This window comes from Collinsella aerofaciens ATCC 25986, assembly GCF_010509075.1.
Classification (GTDB): domain Bacteria; phylum Actinomycetota; class Coriobacteriia; order Coriobacteriales; family Coriobacteriaceae; genus Collinsella; species Collinsella aerofaciens.
On sequence record NZ_CP048433.1, the window covers coordinates 1,067,087 to 1,085,671 of the forward strand.

Below are 18,585 nucleotides of genomic sequence, written 5' to 3' on the forward strand. Positions count from 1 at the left end.
ATCCCGTCGGCCGGGCACAGGGTTACTCTCCAAATCGTCCTCGGACATGTCGGAGCCCCCGCTGCGCGCTTCGCGCGGCAGGGGCTCCTCCGTCCTGCGGAAAAATTTGGAGAGTAACCCTGTGCCCGGCCTGCGATAACTAAGGGGTCGCTGCGTTTATCTTGGGGTGCTGCATATACAAAGCTGGAAGGGTCTGAATTGCGCTTTGTCGATATATGCCCTTTTCCCTGATGGGACCGTGCTTGAGGGGCGTCTTCATGAGTTGCGGTGAAATAGGAACTGTTGAGCCTTTAAGCTGGCAAAACAGTCCTTATTTCACCGCAACTGAAACAGGGGCGCTCTCCAAGAGAGCGCCCCTGCCGGGTTTCCATAGTTCTGGCGAAGCAGTCCTTGAGATCCTCCTTGCCTTAGGCCAAGAACTCCTTAGTGGTCGCCACGATGTTGGCGGCGTCCAGGCCATACTTGTGCAAGAGCTCGGCACCCGGGCCAGACTCACCGAAGGTGTCGTTGACACCGATCTTCTTGAGCGGCGTCGGGCACTGCTCGCACAGGACGTCGGCAACGGCGCTGCCCAGGCCACCGATCACAGAATGCTCCTCGACGGTCACGACGTGGCCGGTCTTGGTGGCGCTCTTGACGATCAGGTCGGCATCGATGGGCTTGATGGTGTGCATGTTGATGACCTCGGCGTCGATGCCCTCGGCAGCGAGCTGCTCGGCGGCCTCGAGGGCCTCGCCGACCATCAAGCCGCAGGCGATGATGGTCACGTCGGCGCCCTCGCGCATGACAATGCCCTTACCCAACTCGAACTTGTAGGTCTCGGGATCGTTGATAACCGGCGAGGCCAGACGGGCAAAGCGCATGTACACGGGGCCGTCGCACTCGTAGGCGGCGCGCGTCACGGCGCGGGCCTCGACGTCGTCAGCGGGAACAATCACGGTCATGCCAGGGATGACGCGCATCAGGGCGATATCCTCGCAGCACTGGTGCGTGGCGCCATCCTCGCCCACCGAGATACCGGCGTGCGTGGCACCGATCTTAACGTTGAGGTGCGGGTAGCCGATGGAGTTACGAACCTGCTCAAAGGCGCGACCGGCAGCGAACATGGCAAAGGTACTCGCGAAGGCAACACGACCGGTGGTCGCGATACCGGCGGCGACGCCCATCAGGTTGCTCTCGGCGATGCCCACATCGAAGAAGCGGTCGGGGCAGGCTGCCTTGAACTTGCCGGTCTGCGTGGCGGCAGCCAGGTCGGCGTCGAGGACCACAAAGTCATCGTGCTCGTTGGCGAGCTCGACGAGGGCCTCGCCGTAGCTTACGCGCGTGGCGATTTTCTTGACGTCTGCCATCCTAGAGCTCCTCTCCGGCGGCCGTGAGCTCTGCCATGGCCTGCTCAAACTGTTCATCGTTGGGGGCCTTACCGTGCCAACCCACCTGGTTCTCCATAAAGGAGACGCCCTTGCCCTTCATAGTCTCGGCGATAATGGCGGTCGGCTGCCCCTTGGTGGCGCGAGCCTCGGCAAAGGCGGCGCGGATCTGGTCGAAGTCGTTGCCGTCGGCGAGCTCCACCACGTGGAACTTAAAGGCGCGGAACTTGTCGGCGAGCGGCATGGGGTCGTTGACCTCCTCGACGGGGCCGTCGATCTGCAGGCCGTTGTGGTCGACGATCACGCAGAGGTTATCGAGCTGCTGGTTGCCGGCAAACATGGCTGCCTCCCAGACCTGGCCCTCCTCGCTCTCGCCATCACCCAGCAGGGCGTACGTGCGGTAAGTATCGCCCCAGTGCTTGGCGGCAACCGCCATGCCCACGGCGGCGGAGATGCCCTGGCCGAGCGAGCCGGTGGACATGTCGACGCCCGGGGTGTCGTTCATGTTGGGATGACCCTGCAGGTGGCTGCCGATATGGCGCAGCGTCTCGAGATCCTCCTTGGGGAAGAACCCACGCTCGGCGAGCACGGCGTACAGGCCCGGAGCGCAATGGCCCTTGGAGAGCACAAAACGGTCGCGATCGGCCTTGCGGGGATCGGCCGGGTCGACGTTCATTTCCTCAAAGTACAGATAGGTCATGATGTCGGCAGCGCCGAGCGAACCGCCCGGATGGCCGGACTTGGCAGCGTGCACGCCGGTGACGATGCCCTTCCTTACCTCGTTGGCAACCTTTTTGAGCTCTTCGTCGCTCATTGTGCCTTCCTTTCATCCTCATTAGACAAAATGCGCACGGCACCGAAGGTAATCCCAACACAGCCGCAATGCACGTACGTCATTCATTATGCTGGAAACTGATGGCTTTACCAGAGTTTTTATCATTATTTGAACAATTTAGCAGGCAGAACCGCTGATGAAACGGTTTATCAATGTGAACGTCTTTTGGATGGAACGCGGTCGACCCTACGCGCTAATGTCCTTGAATCCCTCACCGAAGGCTTCCGTAACGTCAGCGACCGTCACAATGGCGTGAGGATCGCGCTCGCGCACGATCGTCTTGAGGGTATTGAGCTCTCGACGGCTCACGATGACCATAATCACCGGCTTCTCGGCACCCGAATACATGCCAGTCGCCTTAAACTTGGTACAACCACGACCCAGGCCATACATGATATCGGCAGCGATATCAGGGAACTTGTCCGAGATGATGAGTACCATACGGCGTTTGTTGCCGCCATCGACCACGGCATCGATCACGTAGCCGCTAATGACCATCGAAAGGCCTGCATATAGTGCGTTTTCGATTGAAAAGACCGGAGCCGACAGCGCACACACGGCAACGTCGATTGCCATGACGGTCGAGCCCACCGGCAGCGAGGTGTTACGCGAAATGATTTGGCCAATCGTGTCCGAGCCGCCGGTGTTGGCGCCGGCGCGCAACACCATGCCGTAACCGATGCCCGTAATAATGCCGCCCCACATAGCGGGAAGCATCAGGTCCGCATCCGCCAGAGGTGCTACAAACGGGGCGAACAGATCGGTAAAGAAGCCCAGCAGCACAAAGCCCGTCGCGGTCTGCACCACGTAGAACATGCCGCCCTCGCGCATAACGACCAGCAGCAGCAAGGCGTTCATCACGATGGTCTGGATACCGACGGGGAGCGACACGCCTCGCGCCGCGCCGACCGCCTGGATAATGGTGGCAAGGCCCGTAACGCCACCGGCGGCAAGACCGTTGGGAATCAAAAACAGGTCGGTCGCGATGGCGGCCAAGGCACACCCCAACATGATCTGGGGCAGGTCGTGAAAGAAGTTCATCGAAAGAATGCGCTTGATGTCCAGACGATATGCCATGCTGCCTCCCTCAAAAAAGCGCACCCAAACGGATGCGCTTCGAACTTCTTGCTGTATTCGATTCTACCGATTCGCCGAGCAAAAACCACCCCTGCGCAGGGTTTGCTCTGGATACAAAACCACCCTGCTCGGAGGGTTTTAATCCATTTCCACATAAACCGGGCGGTTTATGCAGACGGGGTCTCCGCATCAGCGTTGCCGGTAGCCCAGCGATGGTAGCCAATAACAAACGGGTCCAGGTCGCCATCGTCAAGAACGGCCTCGACATTGCTGGTCTCCACGCCCGAGCGCAGATCCTTGACCATCTGATACGGGTAGAGCACGTAGCTGCGAATCTGGTTGCCAAAACCGATCGTGGTCTTGGGTCCGCGAATCTCATCGAGCGCCTCGGCGCGCTTCTCGAGCTCAATCTCGTACAGGCGAGCCTTGAGGATCTGCATGCACGCGGCCTTGTTCTGAATCTGGCTGCGCTCGTTTTGGCAGGTAACCACAATGCCGCTGGGGAAATGCGTCACGCGCACGGCGGAGTCGGTGGTGTTGACGCCCTGACCGCCCGGGCCGCTCGCGTGGTACACGTCCACGCGGATGTCATCGGGACTGATCTCGATGTCGATATCATCGGGTAGCACGGGGATGACCTCGACGCCGGCAAACGTGGTCTGGCGGCGCCTCTTGTCGTCGGTGGGGCTAATGCGCACCAAGCGGTGGACGCCGGCTTCGGCGCGCAGCATGCCAAATGCGTCCTTGCCCTCGACGGTAAAGGTCGCGCGGTCGATGCCGATGACCTCGGCCGCGGGACAGTCGTTGATGGTGACCTTCCAGCCGCGACGCTGGCAGTACTTCATGTACATCTTAAAGAGCATGAAGGTCCAGTCCTGCGCCTCCAGACCACCCTGTCCGGGCTTGATGGTCACAATGGCATCGCCGTGATCGAACTCACCGGTAAACCAGCTCGAAAGCTCAAGCTCATCGATGGCACGGGCCAGGCGCTCAGCCGTGGCTGCAGCCTCCTCGCGAAGGGCGGCGGCGTCGGGGTCATCCCCCATCTCCTCGGCAAGCTCCAGCGCGGCGCGGGCATCGGAAAGCTCGCCGCGCGCGGTGTCCACGGCAGCGATATCTTCCTTGGTGCGCGCAATCTCCTCCATGGTGGCACGGGCGGCGTCGGCGTCATCCCAAAAGCCAGGGGCAACACTTTTGGCCTCGAGCTCGGACACGCGGGTACGCTTCTCGTCCAGGTGGAGATATGACTCGACCTCACCGAGCCGGTCCGCAAACGCGTCCAGCTCGGCGGGCGTTACCTCTAAAGCCTCAGCCATTAACGATTCCTGCCGTGGCAGTACTTAAACTTCTTGCCGCTACCGCAGGGGCACGGGTCGTTGCGGCCCACGTTGACGTACGGATCGTCGCTCTCGGACTTGCGATAGGTGGTCACCTTGCCACCGTTGTTGACGGCAGCCGGACCACCCTGGACAGCCGTGCGGGCCTGCACCTGCGCCTGCTTGCGCAGCACCGAGTCGCCGTTGTCACCATCGACCTCGGCAGGGCCGGAGAAGCGCGCGCCCTCGAGCGCGGGCTCCTCCTTGTGCTCCACGGCACGCGGGGCAGCCTTGATCTCGATGCGCAGAACCGTGCGCAGGTAATCCTCATACATGGTATCGACGAGTATCTGGAACGCGCCGTAGGCCTCGGTCTTGTACTCAACCAGCGGGTCGCGCTGGCCAAAGCCGCGCAGGCCGATGCCGGTCTTGAGGTAGTCCATCTCCTGCAGGTAGTTCATCCAGCGGGTATCGATGACGCGCAGCATGACCTGGGTATTGAGCTCGCGCATCAGGTCCTCGCCCAGACGCTCGGCCTTCATGTTGTAGCACTTCTCAACATAGGCCAAGACATCGGCAGCCAGGGCTTCAAAGTCCTCGTCGGGGAACTTCGGCGTATCGATGTGGCCGGTGAGCTCCACAACCCACTTGCGCAGGCCCTCCAGGTCGCGCTCGCCCTCGTGGCTGTCCTTGGTGCAGAACTCCTGCACGCAGCGGTACACGGTATCGTGCATGACCTCGGTGATGTGGTCGGTCAGGTCCTTGCCGTCCAGAATCTTGTTGCGCTCGGCGTAGATGACCTGGCGCTGCTTGTTCATGACGTCGTCGTACTCAAGGACGCTCTTACGCATGGAGAAGTTGATGCTCTCGACCTTGTGCTGGGCGCTCTCGACGGCCTTGGAGATGATCTTGTGCTGAATGGGCATGTCGTCGCCCATGTCGGCCGTGACCATCATCTTGGAGACGCGGTCCATCTTGTCGCCGCCGAACAGGCGCATGAGGTCGTCCTCGAGCGACAGGTAGAACTGGGTCTCGCCCGGATCGCCCTGACGACCGGAGCGGCCGCGCAGCTGGTTGTCGATACGACGGGACTCGTGGCGCTCGGTTCCGATAACGGTCAGGCCGCCGGCGGCAAGCACGCGCTCGCGCTCGGCCTTGCAGGTCTCCTTGGCCTCGGCGTTAAACTGCTCGAGCTGCTCGGGCGTCACGTCCTCCATGGTCAGGCCCTCGTGCTCAAGGCGCTCGCGCACCAGCTCGTCGGGGTTGCCGCCCAGCAGGATGTCGGTACCACGACCGGCCATGTTGGTGGCGATGGTCACGGCGCCGTAGCGTCCGGCCTGGGCAACGATGTGGGCCTCGCGTTCATGGTGCTTGGCATTGAGGACCTCGTGTGCGATGCCGCGCTTGGTAAGGGCGGCGGACAGCTTCTCGGAGCTCTCGATGGAGACGGTGCCCACCAGGACCGGTTGGCCCTTGGCGTGACGACGCTCAACGTCGTCGGCAACGGCGTTGTATTTAGCCTGAATGGTGCGGTACACCAGGTCCTCGTGGTCCACGCGCTGCACGGGCTTGTTGGAGGGGATGACCTCGACGGGCAGCTTGTAGATCTCGCGGAACTCAGCATCCTCGGTAAGTGCCGTGCCGGTCATGCCGGAGAGCTTGTCATACAGACGGAAGTAGTTCTGCAGGGTGATGGTGGCCAGGGTCTGGTTCTCCTCGCGTACGAGCACGCCCTCTTTGGCCTCAATGGCCTGGTGCAGGCCCTCGGAGTAACGGCGGCCTTCCATAATGCGGCCGGTGAACTCGTCGACGATCTTGACCTCGCCGTTGGTGACCACGTACTGCTTATCGCGGTGGAACATGTACTGGGCCTTCAGCGCCTGCTGCAGGTGGTTGACCAGCTGGCCCGAAAGGTCGGCGTAGATGTCCTCGATGCCCAGGCGGCGCTCGATCTTCTTAAGGCCGCGCTCGGTGGCGGCGATGGTGTGCTTGGCCTCATCCATGACATAGTCGCCCGTGGGCTCGACGTCCTCGGTAGCGGTAAGCATGTCGTGCGACACGTCCTCGCCGCGCTCAAGGCCACGCACGGCACGCGCGAAGTCCTTGTAGGTACTGGCGGACTTGGTGCCAGCGCCCGAGATGATCAGTGGGGTCCTGGCCTCATCGATCAGGATGGAATCGACCTCGTCGACGATGGCGTAGTTGTGACCGCGCTGCACGCGCTGCTCGGGACGGGTAACCATGTTGTCGCGCAGGTAATCAAAGCCGAACTCGGAGTTGGTGCCGTAGGTGACGTCTGCCTGGTAGGCCGGGCGCTTAAGCTCGAGCGGCATGTTGTTCTGGAGCAAACCGACGGTCATTCCCAGGTACTTGTAGATGCGGCCCATCCACTCGGAGTCGCGCTTTGCCAGGTAATCGTTGACGGTAACGACATGCACGCCCTTGCCGGCGATAGCGTTGAGGTAGCCGGCCAAGGTGGAGACGAGCGTCTTGCCCTCGCCGGTCTTCATCTCGGCAATATGACCCTCATGAAGCGCCATGGCGCCGATGAGCTGTACGTCAAAGTGGCGCATGCCCGTGATGCGCTTGGAAGCCTCGCGCACGGTGGCAAAGGCCTCGGGAAGCATGTCGTCGAGCGACTCGCCGTTGGCGTAACGCTCGCGGAACTTATCGGTCTGGGCGCGGAGTTCCTCCTCGGTCATCTTCTCAAACTGGGGCTCAAGACCGTTGATCTGGTCGACGATCTTGTAGTAGCGCTTAAGGTCCTTATCGGATCCAAAGGACAGCAGCTTTGACATGAATCCCATGTGGTTTTCCTTTTTGGCCATCGCCCACGCCGTGCAGCTGCGGGCGAGTTAAACACAGATGATTGTACTTTAGCCAAACAAGGCGCGGCCTATACGGTCGACCTCGACCGCCACGTAATAACTACGACCCGACCGACCTGCCAAAAAAGGGACTGGTTTATTTTGGCAGGTTTTATCTGGGAAAACGCCGTCACTCTGCCATTTGGTGCAAACCAACCCGTCCCCTTCGCACCAATCTGGTGCAATGGGAACGGGTTAGCCTGCACCAATAAAAAGAAAAGGGCCGCGCACCCAAACGGATGCACGGCCCTTTTGCCATGAATGCGAGCGATTCCTCGGCGAGCTATTTACTCAGCAGCCTCGGTGGTCTCGGCCTCGGCAGCGGCCTCCTCGACGGGAGCCTCTGCGGGAGCCTCGGCGGCCTGCTTAGCAGCCTCCTCGGCAAACTTAGCAGCACGCTTGGCCTTCTCGGCAGCCTTAGCCTCAGCGGCGGCCTTGCGAGCGGCCTCGGCCTCAGCAGCCTTGGCAGCCTTGGCAGCCTTGGCCTCCTCGGCCTTCTTGAGCTGGGCGGCAGCGGCGCCACCGAACTTGTCGGCGAAGCGCTGGACGCGTCCACCGGTGTCGACGAACTTCTGCTGGCCGGTGTAGAACGGGTGGCACTCGTTGCAAAGCTCAACCTTCATCTCGGACACGGTAGCGTGCGTCTTGAAGGTGTTGCCGCAGGAGCACGTCACCGTGCACTCGACATACTGGGGATGGATACCCTGCTTCATGGTAGGACTCCTTATTGGTCAGGCGCTGGTTACCGATCAGCGCATAAGGCGTCTTGGTTTCCGACCAAGACAACAAACTCGGCTATGGTACCACGGCGCCGCGTGTCCCACAAAAGGTTCACGGTCTTTTCGGAACGACACGAATCTGACCCATCGAAACACATCTCCACCGTTCCTTCAACTGGGAAAATGCCGTCCCCGGGGCCTGAGAAGGGCCCCGGGGACGTTCGACTGACTGCGGGAACGGCCTTTCCGCTCAATGTGTTCGGCTGAGATCGGAAATCAACCAAACTGAACTAGGTTCAGTTGACATGGTTAAAAACGAGGGGCGACGCTTTTGCGTCACCCCTCGTCCCGGCCGGTTGCTTTAGTTGTACACACGGTAGTTACACTTGAACTGGGTTATGTGTCCATAGTTGGAGCGGTACCAACCCGACGTATAGCTGATTGCCTCTGCGCCTAGATAGTCGTAGCCCTTGTTGTAGCGAAGCTGACGGTAGGTCGTGTCGTACTCTGCTACGTAAAACGTGTCTCCAGAGAAGGCTTTGTACCGGTCCTTAACCGTCGAAGCCATGTACGCGGGTTCGACATCGCCTTTCTCCCCGTTGAGCGCATAGACGGGTGCCGCGATTCCGCATAAAGCCGTTGCCACGAGGATGGCGTAGACAGCCATGCGCGACGCATTGGACTTCAGCTGTTCAAATAGTTTCATGTCATTCACCTCCCTCGTATGTATCGAGGTATTCCTGCTTGAGCGTCTGCGAGGACGACTCGGTCTTTTCCACGAGCGTGCCGGCCTCGATGAAGTAGAACGAGTCGGTGAGGTCTGCCAGGTCGTCGAGCAGATGGCTTGAGATGAGCACGCTGCGTCCCCGCTCCACCTCGCTGCGCATCGCGTCGCAGGAGGTTTTCCGTTTTCCCGGATCGAGGCCGTTCAGCGGTTCATCGAGGATGAGGTACGGGCAATCGGTCGCTATCGCCATGGCAAGCTTTACCTGCTGCTTCATTCCTGTCGAGAGTTTACGGGTCGGCTTGTCGAGATATGGGGAGATTCCGAGGGAGTTGCAGAGCGAGTCGATGTCGGCGGCCGATTTCCACGCCTCCCTAACGAAAGAGAGGTGCTCGCGGGCCGATAGCGTGGGGTAGAGATCCGCGCCGCCCGAAGAGCTCAGGTAGACGAGTTCTGCGAATTCGGCTGATCGACGTTGGTAGATTCCGTCTGCCAACAGGCTTCCCGAGCGGATGCGGGTGGGAAATTGGCCCGACAGCGCTTCAAGAAGGGTGGTTTTCCCCGAGCCGTTGGGAGCGACGAGCCCCGCCGCCGTTCCCGGGCCCAAGGAAAGCGATCCGATCGAAAGTATCGTCGTGCTCCCGTATCCCACGCTCACGTCCAGGAGCTCGAGCCCATGGTGCTTTTTAGCGGGTCCAGCCTGTTTGGGCGAACGTGTCGCAACGGCGCCGACCGCGAAAAGGACCGCGACGTATACCAGGGCCACGGCAAGCATCGATGCGCCGCCCGAACCGGAGCCAATGAATTCCGTCGGGAAGCATCCTACGTAACCCGTTGCCTCGATAGGCGAGAACACGGCCAGCGGCAGGAGCTCGAGCGCGGCATTATGCCCCAGTGCCGAATCGGACAATAACGGGAATGCCGGGGCCGCGACAAGCAACGCGGAGGTAAGGGGGCCTGCGAGGACGCGCCTCGTTGCGGTCGATAGGACGACGGAACAAACGGATATCAAGGTTCCACCCGCGAGCAGCGCGAGAAGTATGGTCGTGAAGACGTTTCCCGCGGTCGTGGTAGTGAGCGCGCCGTTATGGAAGAAGGCGATCGGGTACCCGATCTGCCCGAAGCCGTTTAGGGCCAAGGCGTAAATACTCCCGGGCGCAAGGCCGGCGAGGAGCATCGCGGTCCCCGCGCCAATTATCGAAAACACGGTTTGGATAAGGCGCCGGAATTTGGGCACGGGCGCCTTTGCCGCCAGGGTCCCGGGCCTTGTGGCGCCGAGCACGAGTATCGACGAGAGAAGGAAGGGGATGAAGGGAAGGAAGGACGGCGCCTGGGCAATGGCGTAGGGCAGGAAGGAGAGGAACGGCAGGTCGTTTGCGGAGGCCGGGATATCCGCGATGCCGGAGCTGCTCAGGGCACGGCAATATGCGAGCTCTGCGTCATTGGTCTCCTGGTCCCCCACGATGGACCCGGATTGGAAGCCCTCGTCCATGAGCGCGTAGTAGCTCTCGGCAGAGTCGAGAAAGGCGGCGTCGGTTTGAGCGGCGAGGGCGGCGTTCGCGTATCTTGCAAGCTCAGCGTCATCTTGCTGCTCTGGCGATAGGTCTGTGCCGCTGGCCTGGGGCGCGCGCGTATTGAATGCGTCGACAAAGCCCTGCATGCCCTGCTTCATAAAGAAGGGGCCGTAGATGGGTGAATTGAACGCAATGGGGACGGAAAAGGCTGCAGCAAGAACGAGCGTGGAAATCCATACGGCCTTGTCTCTTAGGATTAGTTTGAGAAGAAGTCGACAGTACATTTGGAAGCACCTACGTTCCTCAAAGAATTGTTCGATTAAAAGTAACAGACCGGATGAAGATGCGTAAGATGGGGGCGAGGCGAATGGCTGAACGGTATCGATACGCGGGTTCAACGGTATCACATTGGCCACATAGATTTTTAACTTGCATTTCTACCCGCCCTTTTCGTAGAGTCGCCGATACGTGCTTAGCGCACCCTCGGCGCGTCCGGCAGGCTTTGCGAAATGGGATCCAGGAGACTTCGGCGCAGCATCATCTTGCGGAATGCTTCTAATGAGCCTCCCATCCTTCAAAAACAGAATCTCATCGCACAGCCTATCGACCGAATCCAAGATGTGGGATGACATGATGATGCACGTACCAGAATCGGCCAGCTTCCTGAGAATCTCGGAATGCAAGTCCACCCTGCTGGGGTCGAGCGCGTTCATGGGCTCATCTAATAGAAGGTACCGCGCGCCCGTCGCATACGCAATCGCCAGGGTAAGCTGCTGCTTCATGCCCTGGCTCAGAGTGCGGATCCTCATCTTCGCGAACTCGCCTATCTGCGTTTGTTCCACTATCTCTTCGATATCGCGAGCATGCGGCCACATATCGCAAACCATCTTGAGGTGATCTTCCGCACGCAATCCGGGATACAGCAGCGTCCCCTCACCAGGTGCATAGAAGATCATAGAACGGACCTCTCTCGCACCCGTACCCTGCACCTCATCCAGAACGATGCTCCCGTCCACGCGAGGACCCGGCAAACCTGCCATCGCACGCAGCAACGTCGTCTTTCCATGCCCGTTCTGAGCGACGAGACCGTAGACCGTACCCGGGGCAAACTCAGCGTTCACCGAATCTACGAGCACCTTCTTTCCATAAGAGATCGTCAGCGTTTGAAGGTCAATCATCGAGATCATCCCCTTTCGATCTTTGGAACACTCAGGCGCACCATCAACGGAGATACGGCGCCCAAGACCACCAGCAGAGCGCCCGATGCGCCGACGACCTCTCCAAAAGGCATCGCGTTCGTCCCTCGCCCAAGGAACCCAATCGTCCCCACCTGGGAAGCGGGATCAAACGAGGCGAATGGAGCCAGCAGCGCGACGCCCATGCCCACGCTTTCAACATGAGCGCTCAACGAACCCAACACCAAGAGAACCGCGCAAACCATTCCGGTGACAACGGGGTTGCGGCTAATCGCTGCTGTCAACGCAGCGACGACGGAAATCACGCCGTATGCCATGACCAGCAACGGAATACTGCACAACACCGCCTCCCCCACCATGGACGTTGTCGAAGCTCCCGCCCGAATGAGAGCGACGGGATACTCCGATCCACCCGCACCGTTCTTAATCACGGACACAACGACAGCGGGAACCATCGACACCAAAAGCAGCACCAAGCCAAGCAGGAGAGCCAGCGCAACAGCCGTCAGAAAACGCACATGCGCTGTTGCGGGGATCTGGAGAACCAGAAGGGAACGACACTGCAGGTGGGTGCACGCGAGCGATGTGACAACCACGGGCAACAGCAAAAAGAAGGAGGGAAGCGCTGCCTGGAGATACGAAAGGAGGATTAATGGGGGCATCTTCGTACTTAACTCGTAAACCTTGGGGTCCGGCAAGCTCGCGATCGACTCAAGCAGAAGGGCGCGCGCCTCCGCACGAGAAGGAGTCTCCGGCTCGATTCCGATCGATTGCAGGAGAGTCGCATCTGCCGCGCCCAGCTCACCTCGAGCGCGCTCGTACGTCGCAAGGCTTCGAAACCCCTCCGCAGGCATAGGCGCGTACACGAAACCCGAAAGAGCATCCCGCATGTCTTCCAGGGCCGCTTTGCCCTCGACGTCCATATTCGCAGCGTTCTGCTCTAGATACCGATCTATTGAACGGAGCTCCCCATCCCTATACCGAACAGCGGAAACGTTATCAGCGTCAGGAAACATCTCGACCAGAGCCGGGGCCAGCATCGTCGTCGACATTGCAATCGCGCATACGGCGAGGGTAGGAGAACGCAGGAGCAGTTTCCCCATCGTTCTTACGTATGCAACGGCGGAGGCACAAGCGCTCGAACGAGTTGCCGTTCTCGATGCAGTGAAGGAACCTCTCTCAAGACAAATCGGGGATATCGGGCACGCGCAGCCGCTCTTTCCAGCAACGCAAAGCAGGCTAATTGTCAGCACCTCGATCCCGATTGCGCATACGAGGGCAATCGCGCCACGCTCGAAGCAAAGTCCAGGCAGATTCACTATCTGCGTTGTCGGGTACGGGCTATAGGCGCCGACGGTCAACTCAGTGTTCGCATACGTAAGGGGATTCAACAGGGCGAACTCACGTAAAGCGATGGATCTTCCGTAATACCCGGGAACCATCGTCACCCCCATCAGGGCACATACGAACACGATTCCAAGCGTAGGGTTATTGGCAATCTTCACGGCAAGGTGAACGACAAGCGAGATGAACGCTGCCACCAAGAATTGCAAGATGGCCGTCTGCGCGAACACCAGCCAAGCCGGTTTGATAACCGGAGTCGCATATTGAATGTAGCCTATCGGATAGAACGGCGAGCCCGGGCCATTCTTCACAAGCGCGGCGATTATCCCTGGAAGATTGATGGCGAGGACGGCAAGCATTGCAAAAACACTCGCCCATACGCTCGATGCAACAAGTCTACCCAGCTCGCCCATCGGTGCCTGGATGATGAGCTTTTCACGTTTGTTAAGACGCGCGGCAAGGAACGAGACGGCAACGGCCGTTGCGACCCATAGCAAGTACTCCTTCGATCCGTCATAATAGGTGTACTCTCCATCCGACATCTGCAGAAACGGAAGTAGGGGAGAGAGCGGTGCCAAGATAAGACGTCCCGCGGCAAGAGGGTACAGAAGCGCGGGCATGCTTGATGAAGAGGTATAGACACCGTCCTCCCCCGCATTCACAAGCGCATCCGCATAGGATGCTGACAATTCCTGCTCAACACGGGTTATTCCCGACTCGAGGTATTCGACCCGTCCGTCGATGCCAGCCGCGCTCCTGAAGACGGGCAGAGCACAAAGAACCATCAACGCAACAACGACAACACAGAGCGACCTGGAGGAGAGAAGCGACCTAAAGATCGCCTTCGAGATTTTGAGCATATTCATCGCCAACCTTAACCTCATCCAGTCGGAACAGAGGGGCCGAACAAAATGCTCGGCCCTTGTTACTTGCCGGCAAAGTCAATTTAACATAAACTGTTAAAAAGTAACCTGAGTTTTTTAAATTCTTCGGAGGTTATTATGAGTTCCGACAATCGCACTCCCCGGCTTCATTCCTTCCGCATCGCATGTGCGATAGCCTCTGCGACCCTTTGCGCCACCGCCATCGCACAAGTGGCGTTCTCCTTAAAGCCAGCAATCGAAGTGCTCGACAACCCTGTAATTGCAGACTCCCCCGCGTATCCAGCCCTTGCGATCTCGACATTGGTCCCTGCCGTCATCGGTATCGCTACGACCATCCTCAGCGCCGTTCTCGTGTGGACGATCAAGAGCGGAGACCCCTTCAAGAAAGGGTCTGCGACATGCTTGAAGGTGCTCGGCATTCTCTTCGTTGTTCAAGCTGCCACCAGCCTCTACGCCGGCTCACTCAAAACCTCCGTTTCGATGTTTGGCGGCGAGGGGGCCGTCGGCGCCCAAGAGATCGCTTCATCATTCGATTGGACCTCTCTGGTTCTCGGCATCGTCCTGTTCATGCTTTCCCAGCTCTTCTTGTACGCCCGAGAGCTGTACCTCGACTCCGACGAGATTGCGTAAGGAAACGCCATGCCCGTAATTGTTCGCCTCGACAAGATCATGGCCGAGCGAAAGATTTCCTCGAACGAACTTGCCGAAAGGATTGGAACCACGCCCGTGAACCTGTCCCGTATTAAAAAAGGGCATATTCGCGGCATTCGCTTCAACACACTCGAGCAGCTATGCCTCGCCCTTCGTTGCCAACCCGGAGACCTTCTCGAAGTCATGAGCGAAGAGGATGCCCGAAAGGAGTTCGGACTCGATTGGTCCGCCGAGGATTAGAGGGCGGTCGTACTCGCCCTGCACACGGGGATGCGAATCGGCGAGGTCTGCGGCCTTCGGTGGTGCGATGTGGATTTCGAGACGGGCCTGATCTCGATCAGACACTCGGTGGCGTACGCGAAGGGAATGGGTTCGTTCATCAAGGACACCAAGACCCATGACGCCAGGGGTATCCCCATCGACCCGGTCGGCCTACTCCCCTTCCTGAAGGAGACCCACGAGATCGACTGCGGAAAGCTGCGCTTGCGCGGCCTTACCGGGGCGGTCGAGATCGGGGACTGCTACATCCTGTCGGAGCCGGGCGCGACCTTCGCGACGACAAGCTATATCCGCAGGGCGTTCAAGACGTTCTCGGAGACCAACGGCCTCATGGGCACCAACGACGAGCTGATCACGTTCCACGGCCTTCGCCACACGTTCGCAACGCAGTGGATCCGCCAAGGCGGCGATATCAAGGCGCTCCAATCGATCCTCGGCCACAAGGACGCCATGGCGACGCTCAGCGTCTACGCCGACATCAAGCCCATCTCCAAAATCCATAACATGCTGCGCGCCACGCCGTGCCTTTGGCGCGGGCACCTCGGGCCGAGGGTCGATCCGGGTCCCATGTTCCAACAGAGGATCCAGGAGTCCATCGAGACGCTCCAGGCGTTCGGCTACGGCATCACCGAGCCGGACGACCGAAATATCGCCATACGCGACGTGAAGACGAACAGTTGGCTCTAGCTCACCGAGTACGCGGCAGTGCTGGGCCCATCCCAACTGAGGTCACGGTGGTCCGATAGGGGCGCCGCCCGCGGCATGCGCCGCGGAGCGGTATCCCCTACCGAAGGGCGGGGATGCCCTCCGCTTCCAGTTCGGAATCAGCCGTCGGAGGCGTTCGGCTGACTGCGGGAACGGCCTGTCCGCTCAATGTGTTCGGCTGAGATCGGAAATCAACCCAACACGAGCCGGACACGCGCCAGACGGCTCTTCCCCGTACGGCCTTCCCCCTTACGCTCATGTTGCAGGCATGTAACGCCGCAGCGAGCGCGCCTTTTTTGCGCCAGACAGGTACAATGATGAACACTGTACCGTAGCGGAGCGCCCCGCGCGCGCCGCAATCACGCGAAAGGGTTTCCCATGGCCGAGATCTCGTCCTCCCGTATCGTCATCACCGTCCTTGGCAAGAACCGCCCCGGCATCGTCGCCGGCGTCACCCGCGTCCTGGGCGAGGCCAACGTCGACATCCGCGACATCACGCAGTCCATTATCGAGGACATCTTCACCATGACCATGCTGGCCGATACCGCCGAGTCCAAGCTCGACTTCGCCGAGCTGCAGAAGGCCCTGGCCGAGGCCGGCGAGCTTTCGGGCGTCAACGTGTCCATCCAGCGCGAGGACGTCTTTAACTTTATGTACCGCCTGTAGCGAACAAGCCGCTGGGGATAGCCTGACGCGCGCATGCCCATGCAAGCCACCCCGATGCGGCCCGGAGAGGAGCGCGCATGGCCTACGACGCCAAGAAAATCTATTACCGCTTCGATGACCACTTGAGCCGACTGGTTCTGGATTACGAAGCAAGCCGCCAGATTTCGTCTGAGAGCGAAAGCCTCTACCACGGCCTGCCGACCGACCCTTATGACGAGGGCTTGTTCGAAGAGCACAATGTCAAGCGCGGCCTGCGCAATGCCGACGGCTCGGGCGTGGTCGCGGGCCTCACTCGTATCTCGGATGTGCACGGCTACAACAAGGTCGACGGAAAGGTCGTGCCCGATCAGGGCAAGCTCACGCTTCGCGGCTACAGCATCGAGGATCTGGTCAACAATGCCCAGGCCGAGAATCGCTACGGCTACGAAGAAGTCGCCTATCTGCTTATCACGGGCTCGCTGCCCAACAAGGAAGAGCTCGACGGCTTTTGCGAGCGCCTGGGCGCCTTTAGACATCTGAGCGACGAGTACGTTAAAGAGTTCCCTATGACCACGGTGTCGTCGAGCATCATGAACGTGCTCCAGCGCGCCGTACTGCTGCTCTACGCCTTCGATGCCGAACCAGACGTGATCACGCCTGAGCACGAAATCGACGTCGCCATTTCCATGCTCGCACGTCTCCCGCGCATCGCCGCCTTCGCACACATGGCCTCGGTCGCCAAGCTTCGCGGCTCCGAGGTTCACGTGCCGCACCCTACGCCCGGTCTCTCCACCGCCGAGACCATCCTACAGGTCCTGCGCGGCGGCATGGCGTTCACCCGCGATGAGGCGATGCTGCTCGACGTTATGCTCATGCTGCATGCCGAGCACGGCGGCGGCAACAACTCCACCTTCGCTTGCCGCGTGCTGTCGTCTTCGGCCACCGACCCGTATTCCGCCTACGCCGCGGCTATCGGCTCGCTCAAGGGCCCGCGCCACGGCGGCGCCAATGCCAAGGTCGTGTCTATGCACGAGGACATCCGCGCGCATGTCTCCAACTGGGAGGACGAGGACGAGGTCGCGGCCTACCTGGGCAAGATCCTCGACAAGCAGGCCTTCGACGGCACGGGCCTCATCTACGGCATGGGCCACGCCGTCTATACGCTCAGCGACCCGCGCGCCGAGGTCTGCCGCCGTTACGCGCGCTCACTGGCAGCCAAGAAGGACTTGGGCGAAGAGTTCGCACTCATCGAGCGCATCGAGCGCCTGGCACCGCAGGTGATGCGCGACCACGGCATGACCAAGCCTATCTGCGCCAACATCGACCTGTACACAGGCTTTATCTACAAGATGCTCGGCGTGCCCGAGACGCTTTTTACGCCGCTTTTCGCCGTCGCCCGCATGGCCGGCTGGTCGGCACACCGCATGGAAGAGCTCTTCTGCGCGCATCGCATCATCCGCCCGGCATACCGTCCGGTGATCGAGCCGCTGGAATACAAGCCGCTCGCCGACCGCTAGGACGCGGACCGTTATAGAACCCGAGCGTGGCCAGGGCATCACCGCCCTCGGCCACGCTTTTTATGCCAGCAGAAAGGGCTGCATCAAATGATTGTGTTTTCCGATATGGATGGAACGCTGTTGACGAGCGATAAGCAGATGAGCGATGCCACCTGGGCGATGCTCGACGAGCTCGCTCGACGCGGGATTGAATTTGTGCCCTGCACGGGACGTCCGCTGTCGGGCATCTTTGAGCCCATCCTCGCCCATCCCGCCGTGCACTATGCCGTCTGCGCCAATGGCGCCAGCGTCTGGCAGCTCGACGACGATGTGCCCACCGACGCCTCGCGCGCCACGCGCATCTTGAGCCGACCGCTCGATTGCGGCATTGCCCATCGCATCCGCCGCATCGCCGCCGGCCACGATGTGACCTTCGATATCTTCGCGGACGGGCAGTGCTTCCTCCCCCGCTCGCTCTACACGCGCCTGGATGAGTTCTGCGGCGGCGACCCCCACATCGCAGCTTCGCTCAAGCGCACACGAACACCGATCGACATGGATATCGACAGCAAGATCGACGAGGTCGAGACGCTCGAACGCATCGCCATGTACTGGCACGACCCGGCCGATCGCGACGCCATCGCGGCGGAGCTCGACACGCTCGGAGGCATTGAGGTCACGCGTTCGTACGCCATGAATATCGAGGTCATGGGCGAGGGCGCCACCAAGGGAACGGCCCTCACGTGGCTATGTGAGCATCTGGGCGAGCGTTTCGCCGGCGCCTGGGCGTTCGGCGACAACATCAACGACATTCCCATGCTGCAGGCAGCGGGCCACGGCATGGCCATGATCAACGCCGAGCCCGAGGGCCGCGACGCCGCCGACGCCATCACCGAGTTCGACAACGACCACGACGGCGTCGCCCGCACCATCATGGCCGCCCTCGCCTAGTCATTGGGGCGTTCT

The 18,585-nt window shown here is 60.3% G+C and carries 16 protein-coding genes; 6 read left to right on the forward strand and 10 right to left on the reverse strand.

Going from position 1 to position 18,585, the window contains the following annotated elements:
- Positions 1-407: 407 nt before the first annotated feature.
- From GXM19_RS04920 to GXM19_RS04965, 10 genes are all read right to left on the reverse strand, one after another.
- Complete coding sequence (locus tag GXM19_RS04920) at positions 408-1,349, reverse strand: transketolase family protein (RefSeq protein WP_006235309.1); 942 nt, start codon at positions 1,347-1,349, stop codon at positions 408-410.
- A 1-nt stretch (position 1,350) separates the two neighbouring features.
- On the reverse strand, positions 1,351-2,181 hold the full coding sequence (locus GXM19_RS04925; protein WP_006235308.1) for a transketolase: 831 nt from the start codon (positions 2,179-2,181) through the stop codon (positions 1,351-1,353).
- Positions 2,182-2,388: 207 nt separating this feature from the next.
- A complete protein-coding gene (locus GXM19_RS04930) occupies positions 2,389-3,279 on the reverse strand; it encodes a YitT family protein (RefSeq protein WP_006235307.1) in 891 nt (296 codons plus the stop codon).
- A gap of 167 nt (positions 3,280-3,446) precedes the next feature.
- Positions 3,447-4,595 (reverse strand): peptide chain release factor 2, encoded by a 1,149-nt coding sequence (gene prfB, locus GXM19_RS04935; RefSeq protein WP_006235305.1) that lies wholly within the window; start codon positions 4,593-4,595, stop codon positions 3,447-3,449.
- Positions 4,595-7,402: a preprotein translocase subunit SecA gene (secA, locus tag GXM19_RS04940; protein ID WP_040359241.1), complete on the reverse strand. Its 2,808-nt coding sequence runs from the start codon at positions 7,400-7,402 to the stop codon at positions 4,595-4,597. Before secA ends, prfB begins: the two co-directional genes overlap by 1 nt.
- Before the next feature lie 347 nt (positions 7,403-7,749).
- Complete coding sequence (gene rpmE, locus GXM19_RS04945) at positions 7,750-8,175, reverse strand: 50S ribosomal protein L31 (RefSeq protein ID WP_006235303.1); 426 nt, start codon at positions 8,173-8,175, stop codon at positions 7,750-7,752.
- Between the two features lie 367 nt (positions 8,176-8,542).
- Positions 8,543-8,887 (reverse strand): hypothetical protein, encoded by a 345-nt coding sequence (locus GXM19_RS04950; RefSeq protein ID WP_006235302.1) that lies wholly within the window; start codon positions 8,885-8,887, stop codon positions 8,543-8,545.
- Between the two features lies 1 nt (position 8,888).
- Positions 8,889-10,703, reverse strand: coding sequence for an ABC transporter ATP-binding protein (locus tag GXM19_RS04955; protein ID WP_006235301.1), 1,815 nt, complete (start codon positions 10,701-10,703; stop codon positions 8,889-8,891).
- A 153-nt stretch (positions 10,704-10,856) separates the two neighbouring features.
- Positions 10,857-11,597 (reverse strand): ABC transporter ATP-binding protein, encoded by a 741-nt coding sequence (locus GXM19_RS04960; protein WP_162010718.1) that lies wholly within the window; start codon positions 11,595-11,597, stop codon positions 10,857-10,859.
- Between the two features lie 5 nt (positions 11,598-11,602).
- On the reverse strand, positions 11,603-13,825 hold the full coding sequence (locus GXM19_RS04965; RefSeq protein ID WP_040359233.1) for a hypothetical protein: 2,223 nt from the start codon (positions 13,823-13,825) through the stop codon (positions 11,603-11,605).
- Between the two features lie 135 nt (positions 13,826-13,960).
- Between GXM19_RS04965 and GXM19_RS04970 the strand changes: the two genes are divergently transcribed.
- The 6 genes from GXM19_RS04970 to GXM19_RS04995 all read left to right on the forward strand — a co-directional run bounded on the left by GXM19_RS04970 (position 13,961) and on the right by GXM19_RS04995 (position 18,570).
- On the forward strand, positions 13,961-14,473 hold the full coding sequence (locus GXM19_RS04970) for a DUF2975 domain-containing protein (protein ID WP_006235293.1): 513 nt from the start codon (positions 13,961-13,963) through the stop codon (positions 14,471-14,473).
- A 9-nt stretch (positions 14,474-14,482) separates the two neighbouring features.
- Positions 14,483-14,734, forward strand: coding sequence for a helix-turn-helix domain-containing protein (locus GXM19_RS04975; protein ID WP_006235292.1), 252 nt, complete (start codon positions 14,483-14,485; stop codon positions 14,732-14,734).
- 18 nt (positions 14,735-14,752) lie between these two features.
- Positions 14,753-15,460 carry a site-specific integrase gene (locus GXM19_RS04980; RefSeq protein ID WP_256637912.1) on the forward strand — a complete coding sequence of 236 codons (708 nt, stop codon included), beginning with the start codon at positions 14,753-14,755 and terminating at the stop codon, positions 15,458-15,460.
- A gap of 396 nt (positions 15,461-15,856) precedes the next feature.
- The gene (locus tag GXM19_RS04985) at positions 15,857-16,144 is read left to right on the forward strand and encodes an ACT domain-containing protein (RefSeq protein ID WP_006235289.1); all 288 of its coding nucleotides are present in this window, start codon (positions 15,857-15,859) and stop codon (positions 16,142-16,144) included.
- Positions 16,145-16,221: 77 nt separating this feature from the next.
- A complete protein-coding gene (locus GXM19_RS04990) occupies positions 16,222-17,640 on the forward strand; it encodes a citrate synthase (protein ID WP_006235288.1) in 1,419 nt (472 codons plus the stop codon).
- A gap of 87 nt (positions 17,641-17,727) precedes the next feature.
- Entirely contained in the window at positions 17,728-18,570 is an 843-nt protein-coding gene (locus tag GXM19_RS04995) for a Cof-type HAD-IIB family hydrolase (RefSeq protein ID WP_006235287.1), read from the forward strand.
- Positions 18,571-18,585 lie beyond the last annotated feature (15 nt).

Excerpts from the sequence above, each read along its gene's own strand:
- GXM19_RS04930 (WP_006235307.1), bottom strand. The coding sequence starts at position 3,279 with ATGGCATATCGTCTGGACATCAAGCGCATTCTTTCGATGAACTTCTTT.
- GXM19_RS04975 (WP_006235292.1), top strand. The coding sequence starts at position 14,483 with ATGCCCGTAATTGTTCGCCTCGACAAGATCATGGCCGAGCGAAAGATT.
- rpmE (WP_006235303.1), bottom strand. The coding sequence starts at position 8,175 with ATGAAGCAGGGTATCCATCCCCAGTATGTCGAGTGCACGGTGACGTGC.
- GXM19_RS04955 (WP_006235301.1), bottom strand. The coding sequence starts at position 10,703 with ATGTACTGTCGACTTCTTCTCAAACTAATCCTAAGAGACAAGGCCGTA.
- GXM19_RS04925 (WP_006235308.1), bottom strand. The coding sequence starts at position 2,181 with ATGAGCGACGAAGAGCTCAAAAAGGTTGCCAACGAGGTAAGGAAGGGC.
- GXM19_RS04995 (WP_006235287.1), top strand. The coding sequence starts at position 17,728 with ATGATTGTGTTTTCCGATATGGATGGAACGCTGTTGACGAGCGATAAG.
- GXM19_RS04920 (WP_006235309.1), bottom strand. The coding sequence starts at position 1,349 with ATGGCAGACGTCAAGAAAATCGCCACGCGCGTAAGCTACGGCGAGGCC.
- GXM19_RS04985 (WP_006235289.1), top strand. The coding sequence starts at position 15,857 with ATGGCCGAGATCTCGTCCTCCCGTATCGTCATCACCGTCCTTGGCAAG.
- GXM19_RS04965 (WP_040359233.1), bottom strand. The coding sequence starts at position 13,825 with ATGAATATGCTCAAAATCTCGAAGGCGATCTTTAGGTCGCTTCTCTCC.
- secA (WP_040359241.1), bottom strand. The coding sequence starts at position 7,402 with ATGGGATTCATGTCAAAGCTGCTGTCCTTTGGATCCGATAAGGACCTT.
- GXM19_RS04970 (WP_006235293.1), top strand. The coding sequence starts at position 13,961 with ATGAGTTCCGACAATCGCACTCCCCGGCTTCATTCCTTCCGCATCGCA.
- GXM19_RS04960 (WP_162010718.1), bottom strand. The coding sequence starts at position 11,597 with ATGATTGACCTTCAAACGCTGACGATCTCTTATGGAAAGAAGGTGCTC.
- GXM19_RS04950 (WP_006235302.1), bottom strand. The coding sequence starts at position 8,887 with ATGAAACTATTTGAACAGCTGAAGTCCAATGCGTCGCGCATGGCTGTC.
- GXM19_RS04990 (WP_006235288.1), top strand. The coding sequence starts at position 16,222 with ATGGCCTACGACGCCAAGAAAATCTATTACCGCTTCGATGACCACTTG.
- prfB (WP_006235305.1), bottom strand. The coding sequence starts at position 4,595 with ATGGCTGAGGCTTTAGAGGTAACGCCCGCCGAGCTGGACGCGTTTGCG.